This is a genomic window from Curtobacterium sp. Leaf183 (assembly GCF_001424385.1).
Classification (GTDB): Bacteria; Actinomycetota; Actinomycetes; order Actinomycetales; family Microbacteriaceae; genus Curtobacterium.
In genome coordinates this window covers 482,567-506,391 of record NZ_LMPO01000008.1, presented here as the reverse complement: position 1 = coordinate 506,391, position 23,825 = coordinate 482,567, and the positions used below count along the sequence as shown (strand labels likewise).

Below are 23,825 nucleotides of genomic sequence, written 5' to 3'. Positions count from 1 at the left end.
CCGCCATGTCGCTTTCGGGGGGCGACTCCGGCGCTGCCGAGGAGTGCGGCGGGCTCCCGCGGTCGCGGGGTGATGGCAGCGCGGGGTGGTGGCAGCGAAAGCGACAACGCAGCGTGTTCTGCGCCGCGCATTCGCTGCCGCCATGTCGCTTCAGCGGTGCGACCCCGTCGGAACCCCGTCCACCGTGGCCGCCCGAGTCGGGTCCGCCGTGCCAGGCTGGCCCCGTGGACGAGCCCGACGAGCCCGACGAGCCCGACGACCCCGACGCGCCCTGGCTGCAGCGCCTGCGCGACGGGGTCGTCCCGCCCGCACGGTGGTTGTTCGTCACGCTCGGCGCCCTCACCGCCGCGGGTGCCCTCCTGCTGTGGGCCGAGGCACTGCACCTCGAGTGGGTCGCCGACCTGTGGGAGCACACACAGCGCATCGGGGCCGTCGTCCTCGTCCCACCCGTGCTCGTCGTCACCGGCCCGGTCGTCGCGCTCGCTGCATGGTGGTCGGGACGACGGGACCGCCGGGTCCTCGCCCGCATCCGCGCGAGGGGCGACGACGTCGCGCTCCACCTGCCCGTGACGACGCCGTCCATCCGCGAACCCGACGAGCTGTCCGACCCCGCGCCGGTGCTCTGGACGGTCGACTCCGACGGCCTGCACGGCTGGTCCTCGCATGCGGATCGTCCGGTGCACGACCTGCCGTGGCAGCGGATCCGGCGGATCGACGTCGCGACGCACACCGTGCGCGGACAGGACCAGGACTTCGGCATCTGGATCGACCTCGACCGGGGGCACGTCGTCCTGGCACCGCGGGCAGCACTCGGACGGCCGTTCGCGGCGAACGGCGCGCAGTGGGCGACGCTCGTGCGGGTCCTCCGAGCGCTGCGCAGCGGGGCCGCCGGGGCGTCGCCAGCGGTGCCGGGACCGACGACGTGACGGACAGGAGGCTCGTGGCGGCGCCGCCACGAGCCTCCTGTCCGTCGTCCTGAACGAACTGCAGGCCAACGAGCCGCCGCTGGCGGCTGGATCATCGGCAGCGGCGGGACAGTTCCCACCATGACCCGCACGAACGGCTTCCACACGCGCACCGCGCGCTGGACCCAGCAGCCCCGGCACGAGCGCCTGACGCTCGCCGCGATCATCGTCCTCGGCGCCGTGCTGACGAGCTGGAACCTGGCCCGCGGCGGCGACTCGGAGTTCTACGCGGCGGCTGCCCGGTCGATGTCCGAGTCGTGGCCGGCGTTCCTGAGCGGCGCGTTCGATCCCGGCGCGACCGTGACCCTCGACAAGCTGGCGGGCTTCGCGGTGCCCCAGGCGCTGAGCGTGCGGGTGTTCGGGATGTCGACGGCAGCCCTGGCGTTGCCGCAGGTCCTCGAGGGCATCGTCACCGTCTGGGCCGTCTCGCTCGTCGGACTCCGCTGGGCGGGACCGCGCGTCGGGCTGGTCGCTGCAGCGCTCGCCGCGAGCACGCCGATCTTCGTGTCGATGTTCGGCCACCCGATGGAGGACGGCCTGCTCACCATGGCGCTCGCCGTCGCGCTGGTGTGGTGGCAGCGGGCGGCGCTCGCCGGGACGTGGTGGCCGCTGCTGCTGTCGGGGCTGTTCGTCGGCGTCGGGTTCCAGGCGAAGATGCTGCAGGCGTGGCTGATCCTGCCCGCGCTCGTCGTCGGCACGGTCGTCGCGTCCGGGACCGGCGGGTTGCGCAAGCGGCGCGGCATCGGGCACGCGGCCGTGCTCGTCGGCGCCGCGGTGGTCGCGTCGCTGTCCTGGTCGGTCGTGCTGGCGCTGCTGCCGACGTCCGCGCACCCGTACTTCGACGGGTCGACCGACGACGACGTCTTCGCGATGGTGTTCGGGTACAACGGCGTCGACCGGTTCCTGCCCGGGCTCTGGCCCGGGGCGGTCGGGGCGGTCGGGGCGCTCGGCGCGGTCGGTCACGCGGTCGGGCAGGCGGTCGGGGGTGCCGCCCGGCACTTCGGAGCCGGCAGCGGGCACCGGGACCTGCTGCAGCTGTTCTCCGCGCGGTACGCCTCGCAGGTGGGATGGTCGTGGCCAGCAGCACTCGTCGGTGTCGGCATGGGTGCCGCAGGCTGGTGGCGCGGTCGCACCGACCGGGAGGCCCGGCCCGCCTCCGCCACGCTCGTCACGCTGGTCGTGTGGCTGGTCACCGCCAGTGTGGTGCTGTCCGTCCTGCGGCTCCCGCACACCGCGTACGTCGCTGCTGTCGGCGTGCAGCTCGCGGTGCTCGCCGCCGTCGGCTGGGCGGGTGCTGCTCGGTGCGTCACGGCGTCGGACAGGCGGCTGCTGGCCGTGCCCGCCGGACTGCTCGTGGTGCAGGGGGTGTGGTGGGCGTGGCTCGCGTCGGCGAGCGACGAGCCCGTGCTGCTCGGGGGGATCGCGGTCGGCGTGACCGTGGTGGCACTCGTGGCGGTGCTCGTCGTCGGACTGCGGTCGGGGACGTCCACGGCTCCGGGTACCGGCGCTGGTGTCGTGGCTGGTGCTGGTGCTGGTGCTGGTGCTGGTGCTGGTGCTGGTGCCGGTGCTGGTCGCCGGTCCCGTCGGGTGGCTGCCGGGCTGCTCGTCGCCGCGGTGGTGGCGGGGCCGGCGTGCTTCTCGCTGCAGGCGCTCGACGCGGCGCGGGACGGCAGCGGTGGAGACGCCTCGGTCGGCGCCGTGCCGGGGCAGTTCGGGCAGTTCGCACAGCCGGCGCGTGCCGGGGCGGTGGGCGTCGCTCGCGCGGGTGGTGTCGGCACGCGGGGTCGTCTCGACGCCCGCGGCGGCTCCGTCGCGCGTGGCGGCTCCGGGACGACGTCCGGGTTCCGCGTGTCGGCACCCGACGTCGTCGGCGGACGGCTGTCGCTGCCCGCTTCGGAAGCCTCCCTCGTCGCCGATGCCGAGCAGGACGGCGGCGGCCGGGCCGGAGCGCCGCTGTTCCTGACCGACTCGTGGCGGGTGTCGGCCGACGTCATCGAGACCACCGGGGACGAGGTCCTGACCGACGGCGGGTTCTCCGGGCAGGTACCGGTGTTCACGACGGCGCAGATCGAGTCCATGGTGCACAGCGGCCGGGTGCACCTGCTCGTGGTCGCGGCGTCCTCACGGGTGCACGACCCGGTGCGGCAGGCGGGAGACGACCTCGGCTGCACGGTGGTGCACCGGTGGGGGAGCGCCACGAGCGGCTTCGGCGGGCGGGGCGGCTTCGGCAGCTCGACGTCGTTCGCGCTCGAGCGCTGCGCCTGACGGGGCCGGCGGCCAGCCGGTCACCACGGGAGCCACTTCGCTGCGACACTGGGACATGCTCGAGTTGGTGCGTCCGCAGACGGCGTTGCGCGAGGCGTGGGCCGAGGCCCACGCCGAGTGGGGTCCTGGTCTGCACGAGGACGGGTTCGGGATCGCCCCACACGACGACGTCGACAGCGACGACGGGTTCCGGACGTGGGTCGGTCGACTGCGCGCCGAGCCCGGCGTGCTCTGGTGGATCGTCGAGGACGGGCAGGTCCTCGGTGGGATCGCACTCCGCGCTCCGGGCGATCCGAGCGTGCAGCAGCTCGGCCACGTCGGGTACGGGATCCGCCCGTCGGCACGAGGTCGCGGCGTGGCGACGTGGGCCCTGGGCCAGGTGCTCGCGCACGCGGCCCGTGTCGGGATCGACCCCGTGGTCGCCGTCTGCCGCGATGACAACGCGGGTTCGATCGGGACGCTGGAGCACTACGACGCGGTGCTCCTCGCCACCCAACTCCACGAGGGGACGCGGCTGCGTCGCTACGCCATCTCGCGGTCGCACAAGCGTCCGGGGTAGCGCTCGTCACTCGACGGGGTGATCGGCCTCGTGCCGGAAGATGCCCTGCAGGTCGCGCATCGAGATGGGCTCGCCGGGCAGCGCGTTGCGGGTGCCGTCGGCACGGAGACCGTCGAGCACGATGCCGACCTGTCTGCCGATGATGCGCCCGGCGTCGTCCGGGGGCAGGTTCGAGTAGCTGCCGATGCGGAAGGCGGCGAACGTCACGTCGTTCGCGGTGACGTCGGGTCGGAGTGACCCCTCGTCCTGCGCAGCCCGGACCAGAGCGTCGAGCTGGTCGTTCCACGTCGAGGTGAACCGGTCGCTGTCGTCCAGCGCCACCATCTTCCGGTTGAGACGTGGGATCGCGGGGTGCTCCTGCAGGACGTCGACGATGCCCATCACCAGCGCGACGACGGCGTCCCACGCGGTCGTCCGTGCGGCGACCATCTCCTCCACCCGAGCGAAGTTGCCGAGGAGTCGGGCGTGGAGTTCCCGGATGACGTCGTCGACGCTGGCGTACCGGCGGTAGAGCGTGGCGATCCCGACACCGGCGAGCTGCGCCAGCTGTACCATCGACGGGTCGGAGTCCTTCACCGCGTAGTGGGCTTCCGCCGCCGCGAGGATCGCCTCGCGACTGCGCCGCACTTCGACACGTTCCGCTCGCACGCGAGGGATCTCCGACATGGCAGCAACCTAGCCGCTTCTCATGTGGAGAGATCACTCCACTTAGGAGTATCGTTGCGGAGCGGTCCAGCCCCACCCAGGCGGCCGCCACCCGGCGCTGCGACGGGGCGACGTCGTGCGACGAGCGCCCCAGCGGAGCCGGACGACGAGGGCGCCCGCTTCCAGACCCGAACTCGAAGCAGGCGCCCTCGCCCCGTCGTCAGACGCGCACGCGGAGGAACTCGAGCGCGTCGCGGACGGTCTGCTCGAGCGGACGGGTGCTGTCGACCACGAGGCGCTCGTCGGTGCGGGGCTCGTACTGCTCCTCGGCGCGCTGCACGTCGTCCCACGTCGGCAGGGTGAAGCCGGGGAGGTCGTTCACCCGCTGCTCCACGCGCCGCCGGTGCTCCTCGGGGTCAGGGCACACGACCTCGATCACCCGCAGCTCCGCACCGGCCGCCTGTGCTGCCGACACCCACCCGGCGCGCGCGGGCTCGACACCACTGACGGCATCGGCGAGGACGGTCTGCCCACGGCGCAGGTTCGGGACGGCGATCGCGTGCATGACCGAGTACGCCGCGATCCCCGACTGTTCCGGCGGGATCCCGTACTTCCACATCGCCGCTTCGATCGCGTCCACCCGGAGCGTCTGCGCGGGCAGTCGCTCGGCGATCGCAGCGGACAGCGTCGACTTGCCAGCGCCGGGCAGCCCACAGACCTGGATCAGCATCGTCAGTCCCGTCGTCGTGGCCAGCGTGATCTGGTCCGTCCCCTGGGAGGGGCAGACTCGAGCCTCAGAGCGCGTGCGCGCCGAGCAGTGTGCCCGCCAGCCACGTCGCCGCCAGTGCTGCTGCTCCACCGATCACGACCCGCAGTGTCGCACGGCCCCGGGGTGCGCCGCCGAGCACCGCACCCGTCGTGCCCGTCGCCGCCAGCGCGACGAGCACGGCCACGACGACCACGGCGATGCGCACCGAGGCGGGCACGAGCAGCGTCGCCAGGAATGGCAGCAGGCCGCCGACGGTGAAGGTCGCCGCGGACACCCATGCAGCACGCCAGGGGCTCACGACGTCGTCCTGCGCTGCCTGTTCCTCGGCGGCGACCCAGCGCTCGCGGACCTCGGGGCGACCGAGCTCGTCGGCGATGGAGTGCGCCGCGGCCTCGGAGACACCGATGGCCCGGTAGGCGGCGACGATGTCGGACGGCTCGGCCGCGTCCGTCGCCCGACGTGCCGCGTGCGCCGCCTGCCCGGTCCGCTGGGCGTCGCGTGCTCCGCTCACCGAGACGTACTCGCCGAGCGCCATCGACACCGCACCCCCGACCAGCGCCGCGCCGCCCGCCGCGAGGACCGGGCCGACGGGTGCGCCGGCACCCGCGACGCCGACGACGACCGCGGCGACGGAGACGATGCCGTCGTTCGCGCCGAGCAACCCGGCGCGCAACCAGTTGAGCCGGGCCGCGCTCGTGGACTCACGGGGTGCGACGCTCGGCAGTGCGGGGACGGAGATGGTGGCCATGTGGACCAGGAAAGCACTCGAACGCCCGGTCCGCCAGCTAGGGAAGGCTGCCCTGACCTGGGGTTTCTCAGGCCAGGCTACCCTCACTCCGAGCCGACGGATCGACCGACGGATCGACCGACGGCTCGACCGAGGGCTCGGCCGAAGGCACCGCCGACGGCAGATCCGCCGGGGGTCCCGGAGCGGGCGCCCCCAACCCCTCGATCACCCGGACCGAGACCGTGATCAGGTCGGGGTGCTCGCCAGCGGCGGTGAGCTCGTCACGCACGCGCTCGCCGACCTCGCGGAGCGTGTCGCCAGCGGGTCGTCCGTCGTCCGCGGCGATGCCGGCCCTGACGGTCACCGAGCTGCCGGGGCCGCTGCCGCCCGATCGGTCGATGTCGACGAGCACGTCGGGCTGCCGCAGCGCGAGCTTCACCGCGATGGCGTCGGCTGCCGCCTCGACGACGGGCTGGGCGGGGAAGACGTCGTCGACGCCGTCGATCGTGCGGAGCAGCGCGGTCAGGCGCTGCGACAGGTCCTGGTCGTCGGGCACCGTGCTCCTCAGGGGACGTGGACGTCGTCGAACACGACGTCGATGCGGTCGATGCGCAGGTCCGTGTGGCGGGCGAGGGCGTCCTCGATCCGGGCACGGAGCCGCTCGGCGGTCTGGTCGGCGACGAGTCCGTACGCGATGCTCGCGGTGACCTCGACGCGGATCGGGGCACCGGGGACGCCGAGTTCGCCGTCGAGCGTGCACCGCCCCATCACGACACCGCCCATGGTGTCGCCGGTCCGCCGGACCAGCCCGCGTACGGCCGCCTCGGTGATCGTCAGGCGCAGCAGCGGGTCCGGGTGCGCCACGGGGACGTCCCGACCGGCGCGGACCTCGGAGCGGATCGTCTCGAGCAGACCGGAGATCCAGACCGAGTCACGGTCTGGCTCGGCGTCGGCCCGGTGCTGCATGGCGTCCCACGACAGCTCGCGCAGTCGCTGCATGCCGGACAGGGCGAGCCGGCACGCAGGGGAGGCCTCGATGGCGGGGTCCCGCGGGGTGCGCCCGCGGTCGAGGTACGCGCCGAGTTCCTCCATCGTGTGGCCGTCGAGGTCGTCCTCGGGCACAGGGACATCGTCGAACGTCATCGCCATGCCTCCATCTCCTGGAGCAGGAACCGCCTGGCCCGGGCGAGCAGCCCCCGGACGGTCGAGGTCGGCAACTCGAGGGCGTCGGCGATCTCCTGGTAGCTGTACCCGGCCGTCTCGCGGAGCAGCCAGCACCGGCGTTGGTCCTCGGGGAGCTTGTCGAGCGCTTCCCACACCGCGTCGAGCTGCAGTCGCGCTTCCACGATACGCTCCGGCGAGTGCACGGCATCAGCTGCCGGGTCGACGGCATCCACGTCGTCGTGGTGCCGACGCGCGCGGATCCGGTCGAGGGCCTTGCGCGTGATGATCTGCGTCACCCACGGGCGGAAGCGTGCGGGCGTCTCGAGTTCCGACAGCCGTCGCCATGCGGTCAGGAACGACTCCTGCACGACGTCGTCGGACTCGAGGTTCGAGCCGAGCATCTTGGCGGCGAACACCCGCATCAGCGGACCGTGTCGTCGCGCCAGGACCTCGAACGCCCGCACGTCGCCGTCGGCCGCACGGACGACGAGCGTCGCGTCCTCGGCGCCGGAGAGCGAGTCGTCGTGGTCCATCCTCGCCTTCCGGTCGGGTCTCGACCGCGGTGCGCTCGAAGGGGTCCCCTCGTCCGAGCATGCACCAGACCCACTGGCGATGCCCGGGGAACGCCCTGGACGACCGGTCCCGCGTCGGCTACGGTGTCTTACTGAGGGAAAGACGCGCACCGCTCGCCGGTGCACGAGGACACGCGGCCCGAGCGGGACGCCACTTCACGATCGTGAAGGAGTTCCCCGTGTCCCCCATTTCATCTCGTGTGTCCGCGCCCAGCGCGAGCACGAACCCGAGCACCGGTCGCGACGGCCCGTCCCGTCTGCGCGACGCCTGGGTCGCCCTCGCCGGCCTGTCCGCCGTCTTCCTGTTCGAGATGCTCGACAACTCGATCCTCGCCGTCGCCCTGCCGACGATCGGCCGCGACCTGCACGCCTCCACCACCGGCCTGCAGTGGGTCACCGGCGCGTACTCGGTCGCGTTCGGCGGCCTCATGCTGCTGTTCGGTGCGGTCGCCGACCGGATCGGCCGTCGACGCGTGATGCTCGTCGGGCTCGTGCTGCTCGCCGTCGCCAGCGCCGCGACGGCGTTCGTCGACTCGACGGGGGAGCTCATCGCCGTCCGGGTGCTCATGGGGGTCGCCGCCGCGATGACGACACCGGGCTCGATGGCCCTGGCGTTCCGTCTGTTCGCCGCCGAGGACCTGCGCGTGCGTGCCCTCACCGTGATCTCCACCGCCGGCCTGGTCGGGCTCGCCGTGGGCCCCACCGTCGGGGGCTTCGTGCTCGTGGTCGCGCCCTGGCAGGTCCTGCTGCTGGCGAACGTGCCCATCGCGATCCTGGCCCTGGTCGGGATCGCCACCGGGGTGGCGGCCGACCAGCGGTCGGACCTGCGGCCCGACCCCGTCGACGTGACCGGCGCGCTGCTCGGCACCGCCGCGATGGTGGGCGTCCTGCTCACCCCCACCGTCGTCGTGGAGTCGGGATCGGCCTCCCGGGAGGCCCTGGTCGCCGTCGCGGCGACCGTCGCCGCCGTCATCGGGTTCGGGATCCGCGTGTCCACGGCCCGCCACCCCGTCCTCGACCTGCGCACGGTCGCCCTCCCGCTCGTGGCGAGCGGACTGGCCTACAAGGCCGCCTCGGGCCTGGCCGTCGCGGGGCTGTCGTACCTGGTGACGCTGCAACTGCAGTTCGCCTGGGGCTGGCCGCCGGCGCTCGCCGCGATCGGCACGCTGCCCCAGGTGGTGGTGCTGCTCGCCGGTGGCCGGTTCGTCGGGCCGGTCGTGCAGCGGCTCGGCCTCGGCCGCGCCGCCTGGGTGAGCGCCGCAGCCGTCGTGTCCGGGCTGGCCGTGTTCGGGGCGCTGAGCCGCTTCGGCTACGGCTGGGTCGTCGTCGCGCTGGTCCTGGTCGCCGCCGGGATGCGGGTCGTCGGCGCGGTCGCCGGCACGAGCGTGCTGACGGGGCTGCCGGCCGACCGGACCGGTGTCGGCGCGGCGCTCGTCGACACGGCGAGCGAACTCGCGAGCGGCGTGGGTGTGGCGGTCACCGGCACCGTCGTGGCCGCACTGGTCGCTGGCAGCATCACCACCACCCACTGGTCGCCCGCGCGGCTCGATGCCTTCCAGGGTGCGCTCACCGTGTCCGGCCTGTCCCTGGCGCTCGTCGCCGCGCTGCTCGTCGTGGTCGGGCTCGTCCGTGCCCGCTCCGCGCCCGTCCGTCCCCGCTCCACCCCCGCCCGTCCCGTCCCCGCTGCTGACCAGGAGTCCACGCATGTCTGACACCACCACCGACACCGCCGTCCGTCCGCCCTTCGACCCCGAGTACGTGCCCTTGCTCCGCGCGTTCGCCGAGCGCGGCCCGATGCTGCTGACGCCCGAGGCGCTGCCGGCGATGCGCGCGCTCGACACCGCCGAGGACGAGCTCGACGCCGTCCTGCGGGGGAAGGGTCTGGAGCGCTCGAGCATCACCGTGCCGGGGTACGGCGGCGACCCGATCACCCTGGCCGTCGTGCAGCGCACCGGGCGAACCGGGACCGCCGCGTGCGCCTACACGATCCACGGTGGCGGGATGGTGTTCGGCCACCACCTCGGCAACCTGGACTCCTACGACGAGTGGCTGTTCCCGAACGACGTCGTGCTCGTGAGCGTCGACTACCGCCTGGCGCCCGAGCACCCCGACCCCACCCCGGTCGAGGACTGCTACGCCGGCCTGGTGTGGGTGTCCGAGCACGCCGCCGAACTCGGCGTCGACCCGGACCGGGTGTTCCTGGTGGGGCAGAGCGCCGGCGGCGGACTCGCCGCCGGGACGGCCCTGCTCGCCCGGGACCGTCGCGGCCCGGGCATCGCGGCGCAGGTGCTGGTCAGCCCCATGCTCGACGACCGGCTGGACACCGTGTCCGCGCGCCAGTTCGACGGCGTCGGGGTCGCGGACCGCGAGATGTGCCGCTTCGGCTGGGACGCCCTGCTCGGCGACCGACGGGGGACGGACGCGGTGTCGGCTGCAGCGGCCCCGGCACGTGCCGAGGACCTGACCGGATTGCCGCCGACGTACATCGACTGCGGCAGCGCCGAGGTGTTCCGGGACGAGACCGTCGCGTTCGCCGGACGCCTGTGGGCGGCCGGGGTGGCCGCCGAGCTGCACGTCTGGCCCGGGGGGTTCCACGGCTTCAGCGGGATGGCGCCTGGATCGTGGCTCGCGCATCAGGCGAACCGCGCGCTCGGGGCGTGGACCGCGCGGATGCTCGACCGGACCGGGACCACTGCCGGGTAGGGACCGACAGTCGGCCCTCGGTCCGTCACCCGTCGCTGAGCATCCCGACGCATTCCGTGACGAATGTGCCCCTCGATTCGTCTGTAGGAGGGAGACACACGACCGAGGGATGCATGGAAGACCAGCACGACACCGTCAGCGGGAGCCTCGCCGACGACCTGCACCGCGGTGACCGGTGCCCCAGCACGTTCGACCGGTGGCGGTGCGGGCTGCCCGCGCACCACGGCGGTCCGCACCGGTCGTGCGAAGCGTCGCAGCGTGCGGAGTGGAACGACCGCGCGAGCGGCCGACGGCTGCGGGACCTCGCCCGTCCAGCTGAGCACGCCGAACGAGCGGCCCGCGCCGTCAGCGACCCGTCGTGACCAGGCGCACCGTGTCCGGAGTGCTCGTGACCGTGAAGGGCGTCGCGACGTCGCCGACCGTGGCCTGGTACTCGCCACGGAACCCGCGCACCGCCAGCCGACCGTCCGCGTCCGTCCTGGACACGGTCGGGGCGTGCCACCAGTCCTCCTTGACCAGCTGACGCAGCGCCTCGTAGGACGGCTTCGGCGTGCCGTCGGAGCGGACCAGCCCGATCGGTGCGCCGAGCCAGGCGCCGGCGTCGGTGATGCCCCAGTAGGTGACGGCCTCGACCGCCGGGTGCCCGACCAGACTCCGGTAGTGCCGCACGAGGTCGTCGGCCTGTCGCGCCTCGCCCTCGGGTGTCGACGGCCACGAGGGGACCCGGTGGTCGTTGAGGTCGACGACGTCGGCGGGCATGAGGTCGCCCGACACGAGTGACGTCTCGGTCAGGTGGATCGGCAGACCGTACCGGGCGAACCGGTCGACGATCGCCATGACGGCGTCCTCGCCCCGGTACCCCTGGTGCATGTGGGTCTGCAGCCCGATGGCGTCGACGGCGATGCCGGCCTCGAGCACGCCCTCGATCAGGCACTCGTACGCGGTCGACAGGTCGAAGTCGTTGAGCAGCAGCGTCGCGTGCGGGTTCGTCGCGCGGGCCTCCTCGAACGCCATCCGGATCATCGCGATGCGCCCGCGGTCGAGTACGAGCGGGGTGATCGCGTTCGGACCGTTGTCGAACACCGGCATGATGACGACCTCGTTGATCGCGTCCCACGTGTCGACGAGCCCGGTGAAGTCCCCGACCTCGCGCCGGATCCGCTCCCGCTGCAGCCGTTCGACCTCGTCGAGGGGCAGCCCGAGCAGCCAGTCCGGTTGCACCGTGTGCCACACGAGCGGGTGGCCCTTGAGTGCGACGCCGCGCTCCCGGAACCAGCGCGCCGCCTGCTGCAGCCGCCCGGTGTCGGGCTTCCCGCGCTCCGGCTCGAACCGACCCCAGTAGAACGGCAGCGTCGCGGTGTTGAAGACGTCCGTGTACAGCGCGGCCAGGTCCTCGGTGCCGACCGGGTCCGTTTCGCCGTTGGCCAGCGGGACGAAGTCGAAGCCGATGTTGCCGAAGGCGAACGCGTGCCGGGTCTGCGCCACCGTGACCGCGACGTCGGGCAGCGGTGCTCCCGCGGCGTCGACGACGGTCAGGACGGTCTCGCCGAACCGGTGCGCGGGAGCGGACGTCGGCATCAGCGCCGCCCGTCACGTTCGCGCAGGAAGGCCACCTGCCGCTCCCAGTGCCGGAAGCCACCGCCCTCGTGGCCGTTGTACGGGTAGACCTCGATCTGTCGGTCCGTCGATGCCAGGGCGTTGTACGCCGCGAACGTCGTCCGCGGGGGCACGACCTCGTCCATGAGCGCGACGGAGAACAGCGCGGGTGCGTCGATCCGCGCGGCGAAGTTGACCCCGTCCAGGTACGACGCGGTCGTCCACACGGTCTCGGCCGCGTCCCGGTGCACGGCCAGGTAGCGGACGAGCTCCTGGTACGGGTCGCTCACCGCCACGAGCGCGCCGTGCTCCCAGTCGCACAGGAACGCCACGTCGGGCAGCACGGCCACGATCGGTCCCACGTGCGCCTGGACCAGCGCTGCGGCCGCGATCGCGATCCCGCCCCCCTGGCTGCCGCCGGTGAGCGCGATCCGGTCCGGGTCGACGCCGGGCAGCGTGCGGACGGCGTCGACGAGCCGCACGGCGTCGGTGTAGACGCGGCGGTAGTGGTGGTCCTCGGGGCGGTCGATCCCGCTCGTCATCCAGCCACCGATGTGCGGCCCGGCACCGTGCGGGTCCGGGGTGTCGCCCCCGCCCCACCCGCTGCCCTGACCGCGGGTGTCCATCACGACGTGCACGTACCCGGCGAGCGCCCATGCGACTCGTTCTCCCGGGCGACCGCGACCTCCGTTGTAGCCGAGGAACTCGACCACGACCGGCAGCCGTGCGTCGTCGGGTCCGGAGCTGGCTCCCGCTGGACGGGTCACCCAGGCGCGGACGGGGTCGGCCGCGAACCCCGGGAAGGTCAGGTCCTCGATCACGAGCCCCGTCACCGGGGTGTCCGCGGGGACGGTCACGGGGTGGGCGCCGGTCTGCTCGGCGGCGGCGCGGGCCTGGGCGATCGTGTCGGCCCAGAAGGCGTCGAAGTCCTCGGGCTCACGGACGCTCGGGCGGTGGGAACGCAGTTCCTCGAGGGGCAGGTCGGTCAGCGGCATCGGTGTCCTCCGGGGACGGTGGTGCCCCCGACACCCGAGCGGGTGCCGGGGGCACGGTGGTGAGGTGGGTCAGGACGCGGCGACGGCGTCCCGGTAGTGCTGCAGGACCTCGGGTCGCGGGTCCGCGGCGACGGTCGTCGTCGCGAGCATCCACGTCGGCAGGGTCCCGGTGAGCGCCCAGGCGGCCTGTCGCGCAGCGCCGGCGGCGACGTACTCGCCCGGTTCGGGCAGGTGCACGTCGCGCCCGAACACCTGCGCGGCGATCGTCCGGACGGCCTCGTTGCGCGCAGCCCCGCCGATCAGGAGGAGTCGGTCCACGGTGACACCCGACGCCTCGACAGCAGCGAGGCCGTCCGCGAGCGCGCAGAGCATGCCCTCGAACGCCGCGCGGGCCAGGTGCTCCCGGTCGGTCGTCCCCGGCGTCATGCCGACCAGGGACGCGGTGGCGTCCGGACGGTTCGGGGTGCGTTCGCCGACGAAGTACGGCACGAGCACCAGCCCGTCGGCGCCGGCAGGAGCACGCAGTGCCAGCGCGCCGAGCTCGCCGTGGTCGACGCCGAGCAGGCCGCCGATCACCTCGAGCACGCGGGCCGCGTTGAGCGTCGTGACGATCGGGAGGCGCGCCCCCGTCGCGTCGGCGAAGCCCGCCACGGTCCCGCTCGGGTCCGCGAGCGCGGCGTCGGTCACGCCGAACACCGTCCCGCTGGTCCCGAGGGACACCGCGACGTCGCCCGGGCCGAGGCCCAGGCCGAGCGCCGCGCCCGCGTTGTCGCCGGTGCCGGCGCCGACGACGAGTCCGCGGTGCAGGACACCGCCGCCGGGCAGGGGCACGTCGGTGTCGAGCGTGCCCATCGCCTGGTCGGGGTCGACGACCCGGGGGACGACGACCGCGTCCTCGTCGCCGGTGCCCGCGATGCGCATCCGGCGTCCCAAGGCGAGCTCGAACAGCTCCGGGTCGTACTCACGTCGAGCCGGGTCCCAGTACGCGGTGCCGCTGGCGTCCGACGCATCGGTCGCCAGGGCGTCGAGGTCGGCGCCGAGCGGGCTCTCGTCCGCCGGGCCGTACCCGCGCAGCCGCCACGACAGCCAGTCGTGGGGGAGTGCCACGGCCGCCACCCGGCCTGCGTTCTCCGGCTCGGCGTCGCGGAGCCACCGCAGCTTGGTCCCGGTGAACGAGGCCACCGGGACCAGTCCCGTGCGGGTGACCCAGGCCTCCCGGCCGAGCTCGTCGACCATCTGGGCGGCCGCGTCGGCGCTGCGGACGTCGTTCCACAGGAGTGCGTCGCGGACGACCCGGCCGTCGGCGTCCAGCGCGACCATGCCGTGCTGCTGGCCGGCGACGGCGATCGCCGCGACGTCGTCGAGCCCGCCGGCGTCCGCGATCGCGGTGCCGAGCGCGGTCCACCAGTGCTCGGGGTCGACCGAGGTGCCGTCCGGGTGGGACGCGCGGCCCTCACGGACGATCGCTCCGGTGTGGGCGTCGCGGATGGTGACCTTGCAGGACTGGGTCGAGGAGTCGACCCCGGCGACGAGCGTGCCGTCGCCGGAGTCGACCGTGCCCGGACGGATGTCAGACGTCAATTCCGAGCGCCCATGAGGTGCTCGACGGCCAGCTGCTGCAGCCGGACGAACCCGAAGCCCTTGGCGCCGAAGTACGCGTCGGCGTCGAAGTCCTCGTACGCCGAGCGGTCGGCGAGCACGTCGTCGTAGGACTCGCCCGGGTTGAGCGTCGGCGTGCTCAGCTCGTCGACCTTCGATGCCTGCAGCGCCGCCTGGACCTCGGGGTCGCCGCGGAATGCCTGCGCACGCTCCTTGAGCAGCAGGTACATGCGCATGTTCGCCGCCGCGGAGTCCCAGACGCCCGAGATGTCCTCGGTGCGGCTCGGCTTGTAGTCGAAGTGGCGGGGGCCGTCGTAGGCGACGCCGCCCTGGGGTGCGCCGTGCTCGAGCAGGTCGACGAGCGAGAACGCGTTCTGCAGGTCGCCGTGACCGAAGACCAGGTCCTGGTCGTACTTGATGCCGCGCTGCCCGTTGAGGTCGATGTGGAAGAGCTTGCCCTGGTAGAGCGCCTGGGCGATGCCGGCCGTGAAGTTCAGGCCCGCCATCTGCTCGTGGCCGACCTCGGGGTTCACGCCGAACAGCTCCGGTCGCTCGAGGGTGTCGATGAAGGCGATCGCGTGGCCGAGGGTCGGCAGCAGGATGTCGCCGCGGGGCTCGTTCGGCTTCGGCTCGATGGCGAAGCGGATGTCGTAGCCCTTGTCGGTCACGTACTGCGCGAGCAGGTCGACCGACTCCTTGTAGCGGGAGAGCGCGGCCTGCACGTCCTTGGCGGAGTCGTACTCGGCGCCCTCGCGGCCACCCCACATCACGAAGGTCTTCGCACCGAGCTCGGCGGCGAGGTCGACGTTGCGGAGCACCTTGCGGAGCGCGAAGCGGCGGACCTGGCGGTCGTTCGAGGTGAAGCCGCCGTCCTTGAAGACCGGGGCGGAGAACAGGTTCGTCGTGACCATCGGCACGACGATCCCGGTGGACTCGAGCGCGCCCTTGAGGCGGTCGATCTGGGTCTGGCGCTCGGCGTCGGTCGAGCCGAACGCGAACAGGTCGTCGTCGTGGAAGGTCAGGCCGTAGGCGCCGAGCTCGTCGAGCTTCTCGACTGCCTCGACCACGTCGAGCTGGGGGCGGGTGGGCCCGCCGAAGGGGTCCGAGCCGTTGTAGCCGATGGTCCAGAGACCGAAGGAGAACTTGTCTGCACGGGTGGGCGTCGCTGCCATGGTGGTCACCGTTCGTCGTCGAAACAAAATGTTGCCGCGCCCAACATAAGCGGTAGTGTTGACTCTGGCAAGGACGTGATCGCAAGGGAGCGAACGGATGGCACGCAGACCCCTCCGGGTGGCGATGATCGGGCACGGCTTCATGGGAGCCGCGCACTCACAGGCATGGCGGACGGCGCCCAGGTTCTTCGACCTCGACGCCGAGCCCGAGATGACCGTGGTCGTCGGACGTGATCCCGACCGCACCGAAGCAGCGCGCGAGCAGTACGGGTGGCAGACGGCCTCGACCGACTGGCGTGCCGTGGTCGCCGACCCGGACATCGACGTCGTCGACGTGGTCTCGCCGGGGTCCTCGCACGTCGAGGTCGCCGTCGCGGCGCTGCGGGCCGGCAAGCACGTGCTGTGCGAGAAGCCCCTCGCCAACACCGTCGCCGAGGCCGAGGCGATGGTCGCCGCAGCAGCCGAGGCCCGGCAGCACGGCGTGCGCGCCATGGTCGGGTTCAGCTACCGCCGCGTCCCCGCGATCGCGTTCGCCCGCCAGCTGGTGCAGGACGGCAGGATCGGGACCGTCCGTCAGGTCCGCGCGCTCTACCTGCAGGACTGGCTGACCGACGAGGAGGGCCCGATGACGTGGCGCCTCGACAAGTCGCTGGCCGGTTCCGGCTCGCTTGGTGACATCGGCGCACACGCGATCGACATGGCCGAGTTCGTCACCGGCGCGCAGCTCGCCAGTGTCTCCGGCACCCTCGAGACCTTCGTGCACGAACGCCCGTTGCTCGGCGAGGGCGTCGGGCTGTCCGGCACCGCGTCGAGCGAGCGGGGCCAGGTCACCGTCGACGACGCCGCGTTCTTCCTCGGCCGGCTCAGCGGCGGCGCTGCCGACGGCGCGATCGGCACCTTCGAGGCCACGCGCTACGCGACCGGACGCAAGAACGGGCTCACGCTCGAGGTCTCCGGCTCGACGGGTGCGATCCAGTTCGACCTCGAGTCGATGAACGAACTGCGCCTGTACGAGTCGTCGGTGCCCGCGGGGGAGCAGGGCTTCCGCCGGATCCTGGTCACCGAGCCCGAGCACCCCTACATGGCCGCGTGGTGGCCGACGGGGCACCTGATCGGGTACGAGCACACCTTCAGCCACCAGGTGAAGGACTTCGTGGACGCCATCACCGCCGGCACCGACCCGTCGCCGTCGTTCGAGGACGGCCTGCACGTGCAGCGTGTGCTCGACGCCGTCGAACGCAGCGCCGCCGACGGCAGCAGCTGGACGCCCACCACCACCGGATCGGAATCCGCATGAGCCCCCAGCGCCAGGCCCTCGTCGTCCGCGGGGGCTGGGACGGGCACCAGCCCGTCGAGACCACCGACGCCTTCGTGCCGTTCCTGCGGGACAACGGCTTCGACGTCGCGGTCCACGACTCCACCGCCGTCTACGCCGACGCCGCCGTGATGGACACGGTCGACCTCATCGTGCAGGTCGTCACGATGTCGACCATCGCCGACGACGAGTTCGCCGGGCTGCAGCGCGCCGTGCTCGGTGGTGCCGGACTGGCCGGGTGGCACGGCGGCATCGCCGACGCGTTCCGCAACACGGCCGACTACCTGCACATGGTCGGCGGGCAGTTCGCCCACCACGCCGCCAAGCCCCCGGCAGAGCGCACCGGGGAGCAGTCGGACAACTACATCCCGTACACGGTCCACATCACCGCGGCCGGGCACGAGCACCCGATCACGCAGGGCATCGAGGACTTCGACCTGGTCACCGAGCAGTACTGGGTCCTCAGTGACGAGTACAACGACGTGCTGGCCACCACCACGCAGGCAGCGCGCGACTTCGACGCCTGGAACCGCCCGGTCACCGCGCCGGCGATCTGGACCCGGCAGTGGGGACAGGGCCGCGTGTTCGTCTCGGCACCCGGGCACCGGCTCGAGGTCGTCGAGTCGCAGCCGCTGCGCACGGTCATCGAACGGGGGCTCCTGTGGGCAGCACGATGAGGGTCGGCATGGTCGGCGTCGGCAACATCAGCCGCCAGTACCTGCAGCACCTGCCCGACCTGGCGAACCTGCGCCTGACCGCGGTCGCCGACCTCGACACCGAGCGGGCCGCGGCCGTCGCGGGTGAGCAGGGCGTCCTGGCGATCGGCGTCGACGAGCTGCTGGCGCACGACGAGGTCGACGTGGTGCTCAACCTGACGATCCCCGCGGCGCACGCCGAGGTCGCGGAGCGCGCGCTCGCCGCCGGCAAGCACGTCTACGGCGAGAAGCCGCTCGCGACGAGCACCGCCGAGGCCGCGCCCGTGCTCGAACACGCCCGCGCCGCCGGTCTGCGGGTCGGCAGCGCGCCGGACACCGTGCTCGGCACCGGCATCCAGACGGCCAGGGCCGCGCTCGACGAGGGCATGATCGGCTCCCCGGTCGGCGCTGCCGTGTCCTGGAGCGCCCCCGGTCACGAGCTCTGGCACCCGGCCCCGGCGTTCTACTACCAGCCGGGCGGCGGTCCGCTGCTCGACATGGGGCCGTACTACCTGACCAGTCTGGTGTCGTTCTTCGGCCCCGTCGTCCGGGTCAGCGGCAGTGCGACCCGGTCCTCCCGCGAGCGCACCGTCGCCACCGGGCCCCTGGCGGGCACCCCGATCCCGGTCGACGTCGACACCCACGTGGTGGCCGTCCTCGAACACGAGAGCGGGGTCGTCTCGACGGTCACCGTGTCCTTCGAGGTCTGGGCCACCCGGTCGCCGCTGTTCGAGGTGTACGGCACGGCGGGCACCCTGGCAGTGCCCGACCCGAACGCGTTCTCGGAGACCGCGGCCATCGCGACGGCCGACGACCGCACCTGGCGGGACCTGCCGGTCCGGGGCGGGTACGCCGACGCCGGACGGGGCTACGGCCTGGCCGACATGGCGCACGCGATCGAGACCGGCCGTCCACACCGGGCGTCCGGGGAACTGGCGTACCACGTGCTCGAGGTGATGGAAGCGGTCGGCACCGCGTCCCGCGAGCACACGGTCGTGCCCGTGACCTCCCGGGTCGAGCGACCGGCGACGGTGCCGCTCGGCGCGCGACCCGACACCTGGTGACCACTGTGACGGAAGGAAGCACCATGACGGACGAACCACGAGCCTCCAGGCCGGTGACCCTGTTCACCGGGCAGTGGGCAGACCTGCCCTTCGAGGAGGTGGCCCGACTCGCCGGTGCGTGGGGCTACGACGGACTCGAGATCGCCTGCTGGGGTGACCACCTGGACGTGCGTCGCGCCGCGACGGACCCGGAGTACGTCGCCGACCGCAAGCGCATCCTCAGTGAGAACGGCCTGCAGGTCTGGACGATCGCGAACCACCTGGTGGGCCAGGCCGTGTGCGACGACCCGATCGACCAGCGCCACGAGGACATCGTCCCGCCGCACGTGTGGGGCGACGGCGACCCCGAGGGAGTGCGGCAGCGTGCCGCCGAGGAACTGCAGTGGACCGCCCGCGCCGCCGCGGCGATGGGCGTCGACACCGTGACCGGGTTCTCCGGGTCCTCGATCTGGAAGACCGTCGCGGGGTTCCCGCCGGTGCCGCCGTCGATGATCGACGCCGGGTACCAGGACTTCCACGACCGGTGGTCGCCGATCCTGGACGTCTTCGAGGAAGTGGGGGTCCGCTTCGCGCTCGAGGTGCACCCCTCCGAGATCGCCTACGACTACTGGACCGCCAAGCGCACGCTCGAGGTCTTCGCCGACCGTCCGGCGTTCGGGTTCAACTTCGACCCGTCGCACTTCGTCTGGCAGGACCTCGACCCCGCCGCGTTCCTGCTCGACTTCGCGGACCGGGTCTACCACGTGCACTGCAAGGAGTCGGTGAAGCAGCTCGACGGGCGGAACGGCCGGCTGTCGTCGCACCTGCCGTGGGGCGACCCCCGACGCGGCTGGGACTTCGTGACGGCCGGACACGGCGACGTCCCGTGGGAGCGGGTGTTCCGCGTGCTGAACCACATCGGCTACACCGGTCCGACCAGCGTCGAGTGGGAGGACGCCGGCATGGACCGGCTCGTCGGCGGCCCCGAGGCGCTCGCGTTCGTGCGCCGGCTCGGCACCATCGCTCCGCCGGACGCCGCGTTCGACGCCGCGTTCTCGCGGTCGCGCTGAACGGATGGGGTCGGTGACGGGAGCGGGCGCTCCGCGGAGCGCAGCGGGCGCACCGCGTCGGAACACGGCGCGGCTGCTCCGCCTGGTGCACGAGGAGGGGCCCGTCACCCGCGCCGAACTCACCCGCCGCACGGGCCTGAACCGCTCGACGACGCTGGCGCTCGTCGGTGAGCTGGTCGCGCTCGGCCTGGTCCACGAGTCCGAGAACCCGGCGCCGGGCGCGGTGGCCCCCACGGTCGGGGTGGGGCGCCCCAGCCCCGTCGTCCGTGCCTCGGCCGACGTCGTCGCCGTCGCCGTCACGGTCGAGATCGACGCCGTCACGGTCGCGCTCGTCGGGCTCGACGGCAGCATCCGGCACCGGGTGACCTCGCCGGCCGCATCGCGCCCGAGCGCCCCCGAGGCCGTCGCCGCCGTGGCAGCGCTCCTCGACGACCTGGCCGAGCGGATGCGGCCGGTCCGGACGGTCGGCATCGGCGTGTCCATCCCCGGCACCGTCCGCGTCGAGGACGGCCTGGTCCGGTACGCCCCGCACCTCGGGTGGCGCGACGAGCCGTTCGCGCAGCCCCTCGCCGCCGCGACCGGCCTCCCGGTGCGCGTGGCGAACGACGCCAACCTGGGCGCCCTCGCCGAGCACCTCTACGGCAGCGGCCGGGGCGTCAGCGACCTCATCTACCTCAACGGCGGCGCGTCCGGCATCGGCGGCGGGGTGATCAGCGCCGGTCGGCCGCTCAGCGGCGCCGACGGGTACGCCGGCGAGCTCGGACACACGTTCGTCGCCGACAACGGGATCCGCTGCCACTGCGGCGCGTTCGGGTGCCTGGAGACCGAGGCCTCACGCGCGGCCCTCGTCGCCGTGACCGGGGTCGCCGCCGACGACCTGCCTGCCCTCGCCGTCGCGCTCGACACCGGCGGGCCCGCGGTGCAGGCCGTCGTGGACCGCCAGGTCGCGGCGCTCGCCACCGGCCTGCGGAACGCGATCCACTCCGTCAACCCCGAGGTCGTCGCGCTCGGGGGGTTCCTCGGCACGCTGCTCGGCCACGTCGGGGACCGCATCGTCACCGCGGTGCGGGCACAGTCGATGGCCGCCATGGCCGATCGTGTCCGCATCGTGCCCACCGCCCTCGGTCCCGACGTCCTGCTGCGCGGTGCAGCCGAGATCGGCTTCCGTGACCTGCTCGACGACCCAGAGTTCTCCCCGCAACAGGAAGTGACCACCCCATGAGCACCACCACCCCGCAGTCCGACACCCAGCGTGTCAGCGTCCTGCTCGGTCAGGACGACCTGACCGTCGAGGACCGCCCCGTCCCCACCGTCGACCCCGGCGACGTGCTCGTCCGTGTCGCCGCCGTCGGCGTGTGCGGCTCGGACGTCCACTACTTCCGGCACGGCCGCATCGGCGACTTCGTCGTCGAGGAGCCGCTCGTGCTCGGCCACGAGCTGTCCGGCACCGTCGTCGCGGTGGGCGAGGGAGTCGACCCGTCGCGCGTCGGGGAGCGCGTCGCCATCGAGCCGCAGCGCCCCTGCCACCGCTGCGCGCAGTGCCTGGCCGGCCGCTACAACCTCTGCCCGCACATGCGCTTCTACGCGACGCCCCCGGTCGACGGGGCCTTCGCCGAGTTCGTGACCATCGAGGCCGAGTTCGCCCACACCCTGCCCGACTCCGTGTCGTTCGAGGCTGGTGCCCTGCTCGAGCCGCTGTCCGTCGGCATCGCCGCCGTCCGCAAAGCCCGCATCGTCCCCGGTTCGTCGGTGCTCATCGCCGGTGCCGGTCCGATCGGGATCATCTGCGCGCAGGCAGCCCGGGCGTTCGGCGCGACGCGCATCGTCATCAGCGACCTGGTCCCCGAGCGGCGTGAGCGTGCCCTGTCCTACGGCGCGACCGAGGTCGTCGATCCCACCGCGGTCGACGTTTCCGCGGACATCGCCCCGGTCGACGCGTTCATCGACGCCAGCGGCGCACCCCGTGCGGTGTCCGACGGGATCAAGGCGGTCGGTCCGGCCGGCGCAGCGGTGCTCGTCGGTCTCGGCAACTCCGAGATGACGCTGCCGGTCGAGCACATCCAGAACCTCGAGGTCACCGTCACCGGCATCTTCCGGTACACCAACACCTGGCCGATCGCGATCGAGCTCGTCGCGTCGGGGCAGGTCGACCTGGATTCGCTCGTCACCGGGCGCTACGGCCTCGACGACGTGCGACAGGCCCTCGAGAGCGACACCGACCCCGAGTCGCTCAAGTCCGTCGTGTACCCGGGCGGCGTCCCCGCCTGACCCGCGCCCCGCGCGGCATCGCACTCCGCTGCGCGCATCACGCCCCGCGCGGCATCGCACCCCGCTGCGCGCATCGCGCCCCGTTCCTGCGGGGCGCGATGCGCGAGTGGGGGTGCGATGCGCCCGTCAGCGCGCCACGGGGCGCACGGGAGGCCCGACGTGCGACCGGCACCGGACCTCCCGTCCGCCGTGTGGCCCGGAACGGGGCCACCGGTGCGTCACCGGGACGCGCTACGGTTCGCGCATGACCGTCGCTCCGCCGCCGCAGCGCACCGATCGTCGCGCCCTCGTGTCCTGGGCGCTGTGGGACTGGGGTTCCGCGGCCTTCAACGCGGTCGTCACGACCTTCGTCTTCAGCACCTACCTGGCCAGCCGCGCCTTCGTCGACCCCGCCATCGTCGCCGCCGAGGACACCTCGGCCGCGGCGAAGCAGGCGGTCGAGCGCGAACTCGCGCACAACGCGGGCGTGGTCTCGACGGCGCTGACGATCGCCGGGATCGTCGTCGCGCTCGTCGCGCCCGCGGTGGGCCGGCTCGCCGACTCGTCCGGGCACCGTCGCCGCTCGGTGCTCGTCGCCACGATCGGCGTCGCGCTGTCGATCGGTGCGATGGTGTTCGTCGCGCCCAGCGAGCCGTTCCTGGTGCTCGGCGCGGCCCTCATCGGCATCGGCACCGTCGCGTACGAGATCGCCTGCGTCGGCTACAACGCCATGCTCGGACAGGTCGCCACCGGCCAGAAGACCGGCCGCGTGTCCGCGATCGGGTGGGCGGCAGGCTACTTCGGCGGCATCGTGCTGCTGGTCGTGCTGCTGGTGCTGTGCATCCAGGACTTCGGCGCCGGCGACACGGCGGGGCTGTTGCACCTCCCCGCCACCGTGGCCTCCGGGCAGTGGGACGTGCGCGTTGCGATCGGCATCGCGGCGGTCTGGCTCGCGGTCAGCTCGATCCCGCTGTTCCTGGTCGTCCCCGAGGCACCCGCGGACCCGACCCGCCGCGGCACCCTGTGGTCGGCCTACCGCGACCTCGGGCGCGACATCGCCCGGCTGTGGCGCGAGCGCCGGAACGTGCTGTCGTTCCTGGTCGCCAGCGCCGTGTTCCGCGACGGCGTCGGGGGCGTGTTCACGTTCGGCGGGATCATCGCCGCGCAGGTGTTCGGGTTCAGCGCGTCCCAGGTCATCCTGTTCGCGATCGCCGCCAACATCGTCGCCGGCATCGCGACCTTCGCCTCGGGCCGGCTGGACGACCGGTTCGGGTCCCGCATGCTCATCATGGTCTCGCTCGTCGGGCTGGCGGTGTGCGGTGCGGCGGTGTTCTTCGTCGGGTCGGCCCAGGTCGGCTTCTGGGTGCTGGGGTTGGCGCTGTGCGCGTTCGTCGGCCCCGTGCAGTCCTCGTCGCGGGCCTACCTGAGCCGGCTGGCGACCCCCGGCCGCGAGGGTGAGCTCTTCGGCCTGTACGCCACCACCGGGCGGGCGGCGTCGTTCATCGCGCCGGCGATGTTCGGGATCGCCGTGACCCTCGGGGGCTCCACGCGCTTCGGCATCATCGGGGTCGTGGTGGTGCTCGTCGCGGGGCTGGTGCTGATGGCCTTCGTGCGGGACGAGGGGCGCGCCGCGCGCTGAGGCCGTGGTGGTCGGGCGCTGAGCAGGCGTGGTCGGGCGGCGTGCCGGCGCAGGAATGTGACGGCGGTGCGACGTTTCCGCTGTC

Annotated in this window: 22 protein-coding genes; 12 read left to right on the top strand and 10 right to left on the bottom strand. The window is 73.1% G+C overall.

What is annotated here, in order from left to right; genetic code table 11:
• Positions 1-224: 224 nt before the first annotated feature.
• The 3 genes from ASG04_RS08725 to ASG04_RS08715 all read left to right on the top strand — a co-directional run bounded on the left by ASG04_RS08725 (position 225) and on the right by ASG04_RS08715 (position 3,789).
• Positions 225-926: a hypothetical protein gene (locus tag ASG04_RS08725; protein WP_056122560.1), complete on the top strand. Its 702-nt coding sequence runs from the start codon at positions 225-227 to the stop codon at positions 924-926.
• A gap of 120 nt (positions 927-1,046) precedes the next feature.
• The gene (locus tag ASG04_RS08720) at positions 1,047-3,230 is read left to right on the top strand and encodes an ArnT family glycosyltransferase (protein WP_056122555.1); all 2,184 of its coding nucleotides are present in this window, start codon (positions 1,047-1,049) and stop codon (positions 3,228-3,230) included.
• A 55-nt stretch (positions 3,231-3,285) separates the two neighbouring features.
• Positions 3,286-3,789 carry a GNAT family N-acetyltransferase gene (locus ASG04_RS08715; RefSeq protein WP_056122553.1) on the top strand — a complete coding sequence of 168 codons (504 nt, stop codon included), beginning with the start codon at positions 3,286-3,288 and terminating at the stop codon, positions 3,787-3,789.
• Between the two features lie 6 nt (positions 3,790-3,795).
• On the opposite strand, the gene ASG04_RS08710 is transcribed toward ASG04_RS08715, so the two are convergent.
• From ASG04_RS08710 to ASG04_RS08685, 6 genes are all read right to left on the bottom strand, one after another.
• Positions 3,796-4,455, bottom strand: a complete 660-nt coding sequence (locus ASG04_RS08710; protein ID WP_056122550.1) for a TetR/AcrR family transcriptional regulator — start codon at positions 4,453-4,455, stop codon at positions 3,796-3,798.
• Positions 4,456-4,654: 199 nt separating this feature from the next.
• Positions 4,655-5,164 (bottom strand): AAA family ATPase, encoded by a 510-nt coding sequence (locus ASG04_RS08705; protein ID WP_056122547.1) that lies wholly within the window; start codon positions 5,162-5,164, stop codon positions 4,655-4,657.
• 64 nt (positions 5,165-5,228) lie between these two features.
• Positions 5,229-5,951, bottom strand: a complete 723-nt coding sequence (locus ASG04_RS08700) for a VIT1/CCC1 transporter family protein (RefSeq protein ID WP_056122545.1) — start codon at positions 5,949-5,951, stop codon at positions 5,229-5,231.
• A 67-nt stretch (positions 5,952-6,018) separates the two neighbouring features.
• Entirely contained in the window at positions 6,019-6,486 is a 468-nt protein-coding gene (locus tag ASG04_RS08695) for a hypothetical protein (protein WP_056122542.1), read from the bottom strand.
• 8 nt (positions 6,487-6,494) lie between these two features.
• Complete coding sequence (locus ASG04_RS08690) at positions 6,495-7,079, bottom strand: hypothetical protein (protein ID WP_056122539.1); 585 nt, start codon at positions 7,077-7,079, stop codon at positions 6,495-6,497.
• Entirely contained in the window at positions 7,070-7,627 is a 558-nt protein-coding gene (locus ASG04_RS08685; protein ID WP_056122537.1) for an RNA polymerase sigma factor, read from the bottom strand. The genes ASG04_RS08690 and ASG04_RS08685 overlap by 10 nt, the downstream gene beginning before the upstream one ends.
• A gap of 350 nt (positions 7,628-7,977) precedes the next feature.
• Here ASG04_RS08685 and ASG04_RS08680 point away from each other — a divergent pair, with 350 nt between their 5' ends.
• On the top strand, positions 7,978-9,378 hold the full coding sequence (locus tag ASG04_RS08680; protein WP_235515515.1) for an MFS transporter: 1,401 nt from the start codon (positions 7,978-7,980) through the stop codon (positions 9,376-9,378).
• The gene (locus tag ASG04_RS08675; RefSeq protein WP_056122531.1) at positions 9,371-10,369 is read left to right on the top strand and encodes an alpha/beta hydrolase; all 999 of its coding nucleotides are present in this window, start codon (positions 9,371-9,373) and stop codon (positions 10,367-10,369) included. The genes ASG04_RS08680 and ASG04_RS08675 overlap by 8 nt, the downstream gene beginning before the upstream one ends.
• Positions 10,370-10,714: 345 nt before the next feature.
• On the opposite strand, the gene ASG04_RS08665 is transcribed toward ASG04_RS08675, so the two are convergent.
• From ASG04_RS08665 to xylA, 4 genes are all read right to left on the bottom strand, one after another.
• The gene (locus ASG04_RS08665) at positions 10,715-11,947 is read right to left on the bottom strand and encodes an endo-1,4-beta-xylanase (protein ID WP_056122524.1); all 1,233 of its coding nucleotides are present in this window, start codon (positions 11,945-11,947) and stop codon (positions 10,715-10,717) included.
• Positions 11,947-12,960, bottom strand: a complete 1,014-nt coding sequence (locus ASG04_RS08660) for an acetylxylan esterase (RefSeq protein ID WP_056122521.1) — start codon at positions 12,958-12,960, stop codon at positions 11,947-11,949. The genes ASG04_RS08665 and ASG04_RS08660 overlap by 1 nt, the downstream gene beginning before the upstream one ends.
• 69 nt (positions 12,961-13,029) lie before the next feature.
• Positions 13,030-14,541, bottom strand: coding sequence for a xylulokinase (gene xylB / locus ASG04_RS08655; protein WP_235515491.1), 1,512 nt, complete (start codon positions 14,539-14,541; stop codon positions 13,030-13,032).
• Positions 14,538-15,731, bottom strand: a complete 1,194-nt coding sequence (gene xylA, locus ASG04_RS08650) for a xylose isomerase (protein WP_056123903.1) — start codon at positions 15,729-15,731, stop codon at positions 14,538-14,540. The genes xylB and xylA overlap by 4 nt, the downstream gene beginning before the upstream one ends.
• A 97-nt stretch (positions 15,732-15,828) precedes the next feature.
• Here xylA and ASG04_RS08645 point away from each other — a divergent pair, with 97 nt between their 5' ends.
• The 7 genes from ASG04_RS08645 to ASG04_RS08615 all read left to right on the top strand — a co-directional run bounded on the left by ASG04_RS08645 (position 15,829) and on the right by ASG04_RS08615 (position 23,740).
• Entirely contained in the window at positions 15,829-17,028 is a 1,200-nt protein-coding gene (locus ASG04_RS08645; protein ID WP_056122519.1) for a Gfo/Idh/MocA family protein, read from the top strand.
• Positions 17,025-17,723, top strand: a complete 699-nt coding sequence (locus ASG04_RS08640) for a ThuA domain-containing protein (RefSeq protein ID WP_056122516.1) — start codon at positions 17,025-17,027, stop codon at positions 17,721-17,723. The genes ASG04_RS08645 and ASG04_RS08640 overlap by 4 nt, the downstream gene beginning before the upstream one ends.
• Entirely contained in the window at positions 17,720-18,805 is a 1,086-nt protein-coding gene (locus ASG04_RS08635) for a Gfo/Idh/MocA family protein (RefSeq protein ID WP_200938434.1), read from the top strand. Before ASG04_RS08640 ends, ASG04_RS08635 begins: the two co-directional genes overlap by 4 nt.
• A gap of 23 nt (positions 18,806-18,828) precedes the next feature.
• Positions 18,829-19,854 (top strand): sugar phosphate isomerase/epimerase family protein, encoded by a 1,026-nt coding sequence (locus tag ASG04_RS08630; RefSeq protein WP_056122510.1) that lies wholly within the window; start codon positions 18,829-18,831, stop codon positions 19,852-19,854.
• Positions 19,855-19,858: 4 nt separating this feature from the next.
• A complete protein-coding gene (locus ASG04_RS08625) occupies positions 19,859-21,076 on the top strand; it encodes an ROK family transcriptional regulator (protein WP_056122508.1) in 1,218 nt (405 codons plus the stop codon).
• The gene (locus tag ASG04_RS08620; RefSeq protein WP_056122504.1) at positions 21,073-22,122 is read left to right on the top strand and encodes an NAD(P)-dependent alcohol dehydrogenase; all 1,050 of its coding nucleotides are present in this window, start codon (positions 21,073-21,075) and stop codon (positions 22,120-22,122) included. Before ASG04_RS08625 ends, ASG04_RS08620 begins: the two co-directional genes overlap by 4 nt.
• A gap of 244 nt (positions 22,123-22,366) precedes the next feature.
• On the top strand, positions 22,367-23,740 hold the full coding sequence (locus tag ASG04_RS08615; RefSeq protein WP_056122502.1) for an MFS transporter: 1,374 nt from the start codon (positions 22,367-22,369) through the stop codon (positions 23,738-23,740).
• Positions 23,741-23,825: the final 85 nt, after the last annotated feature.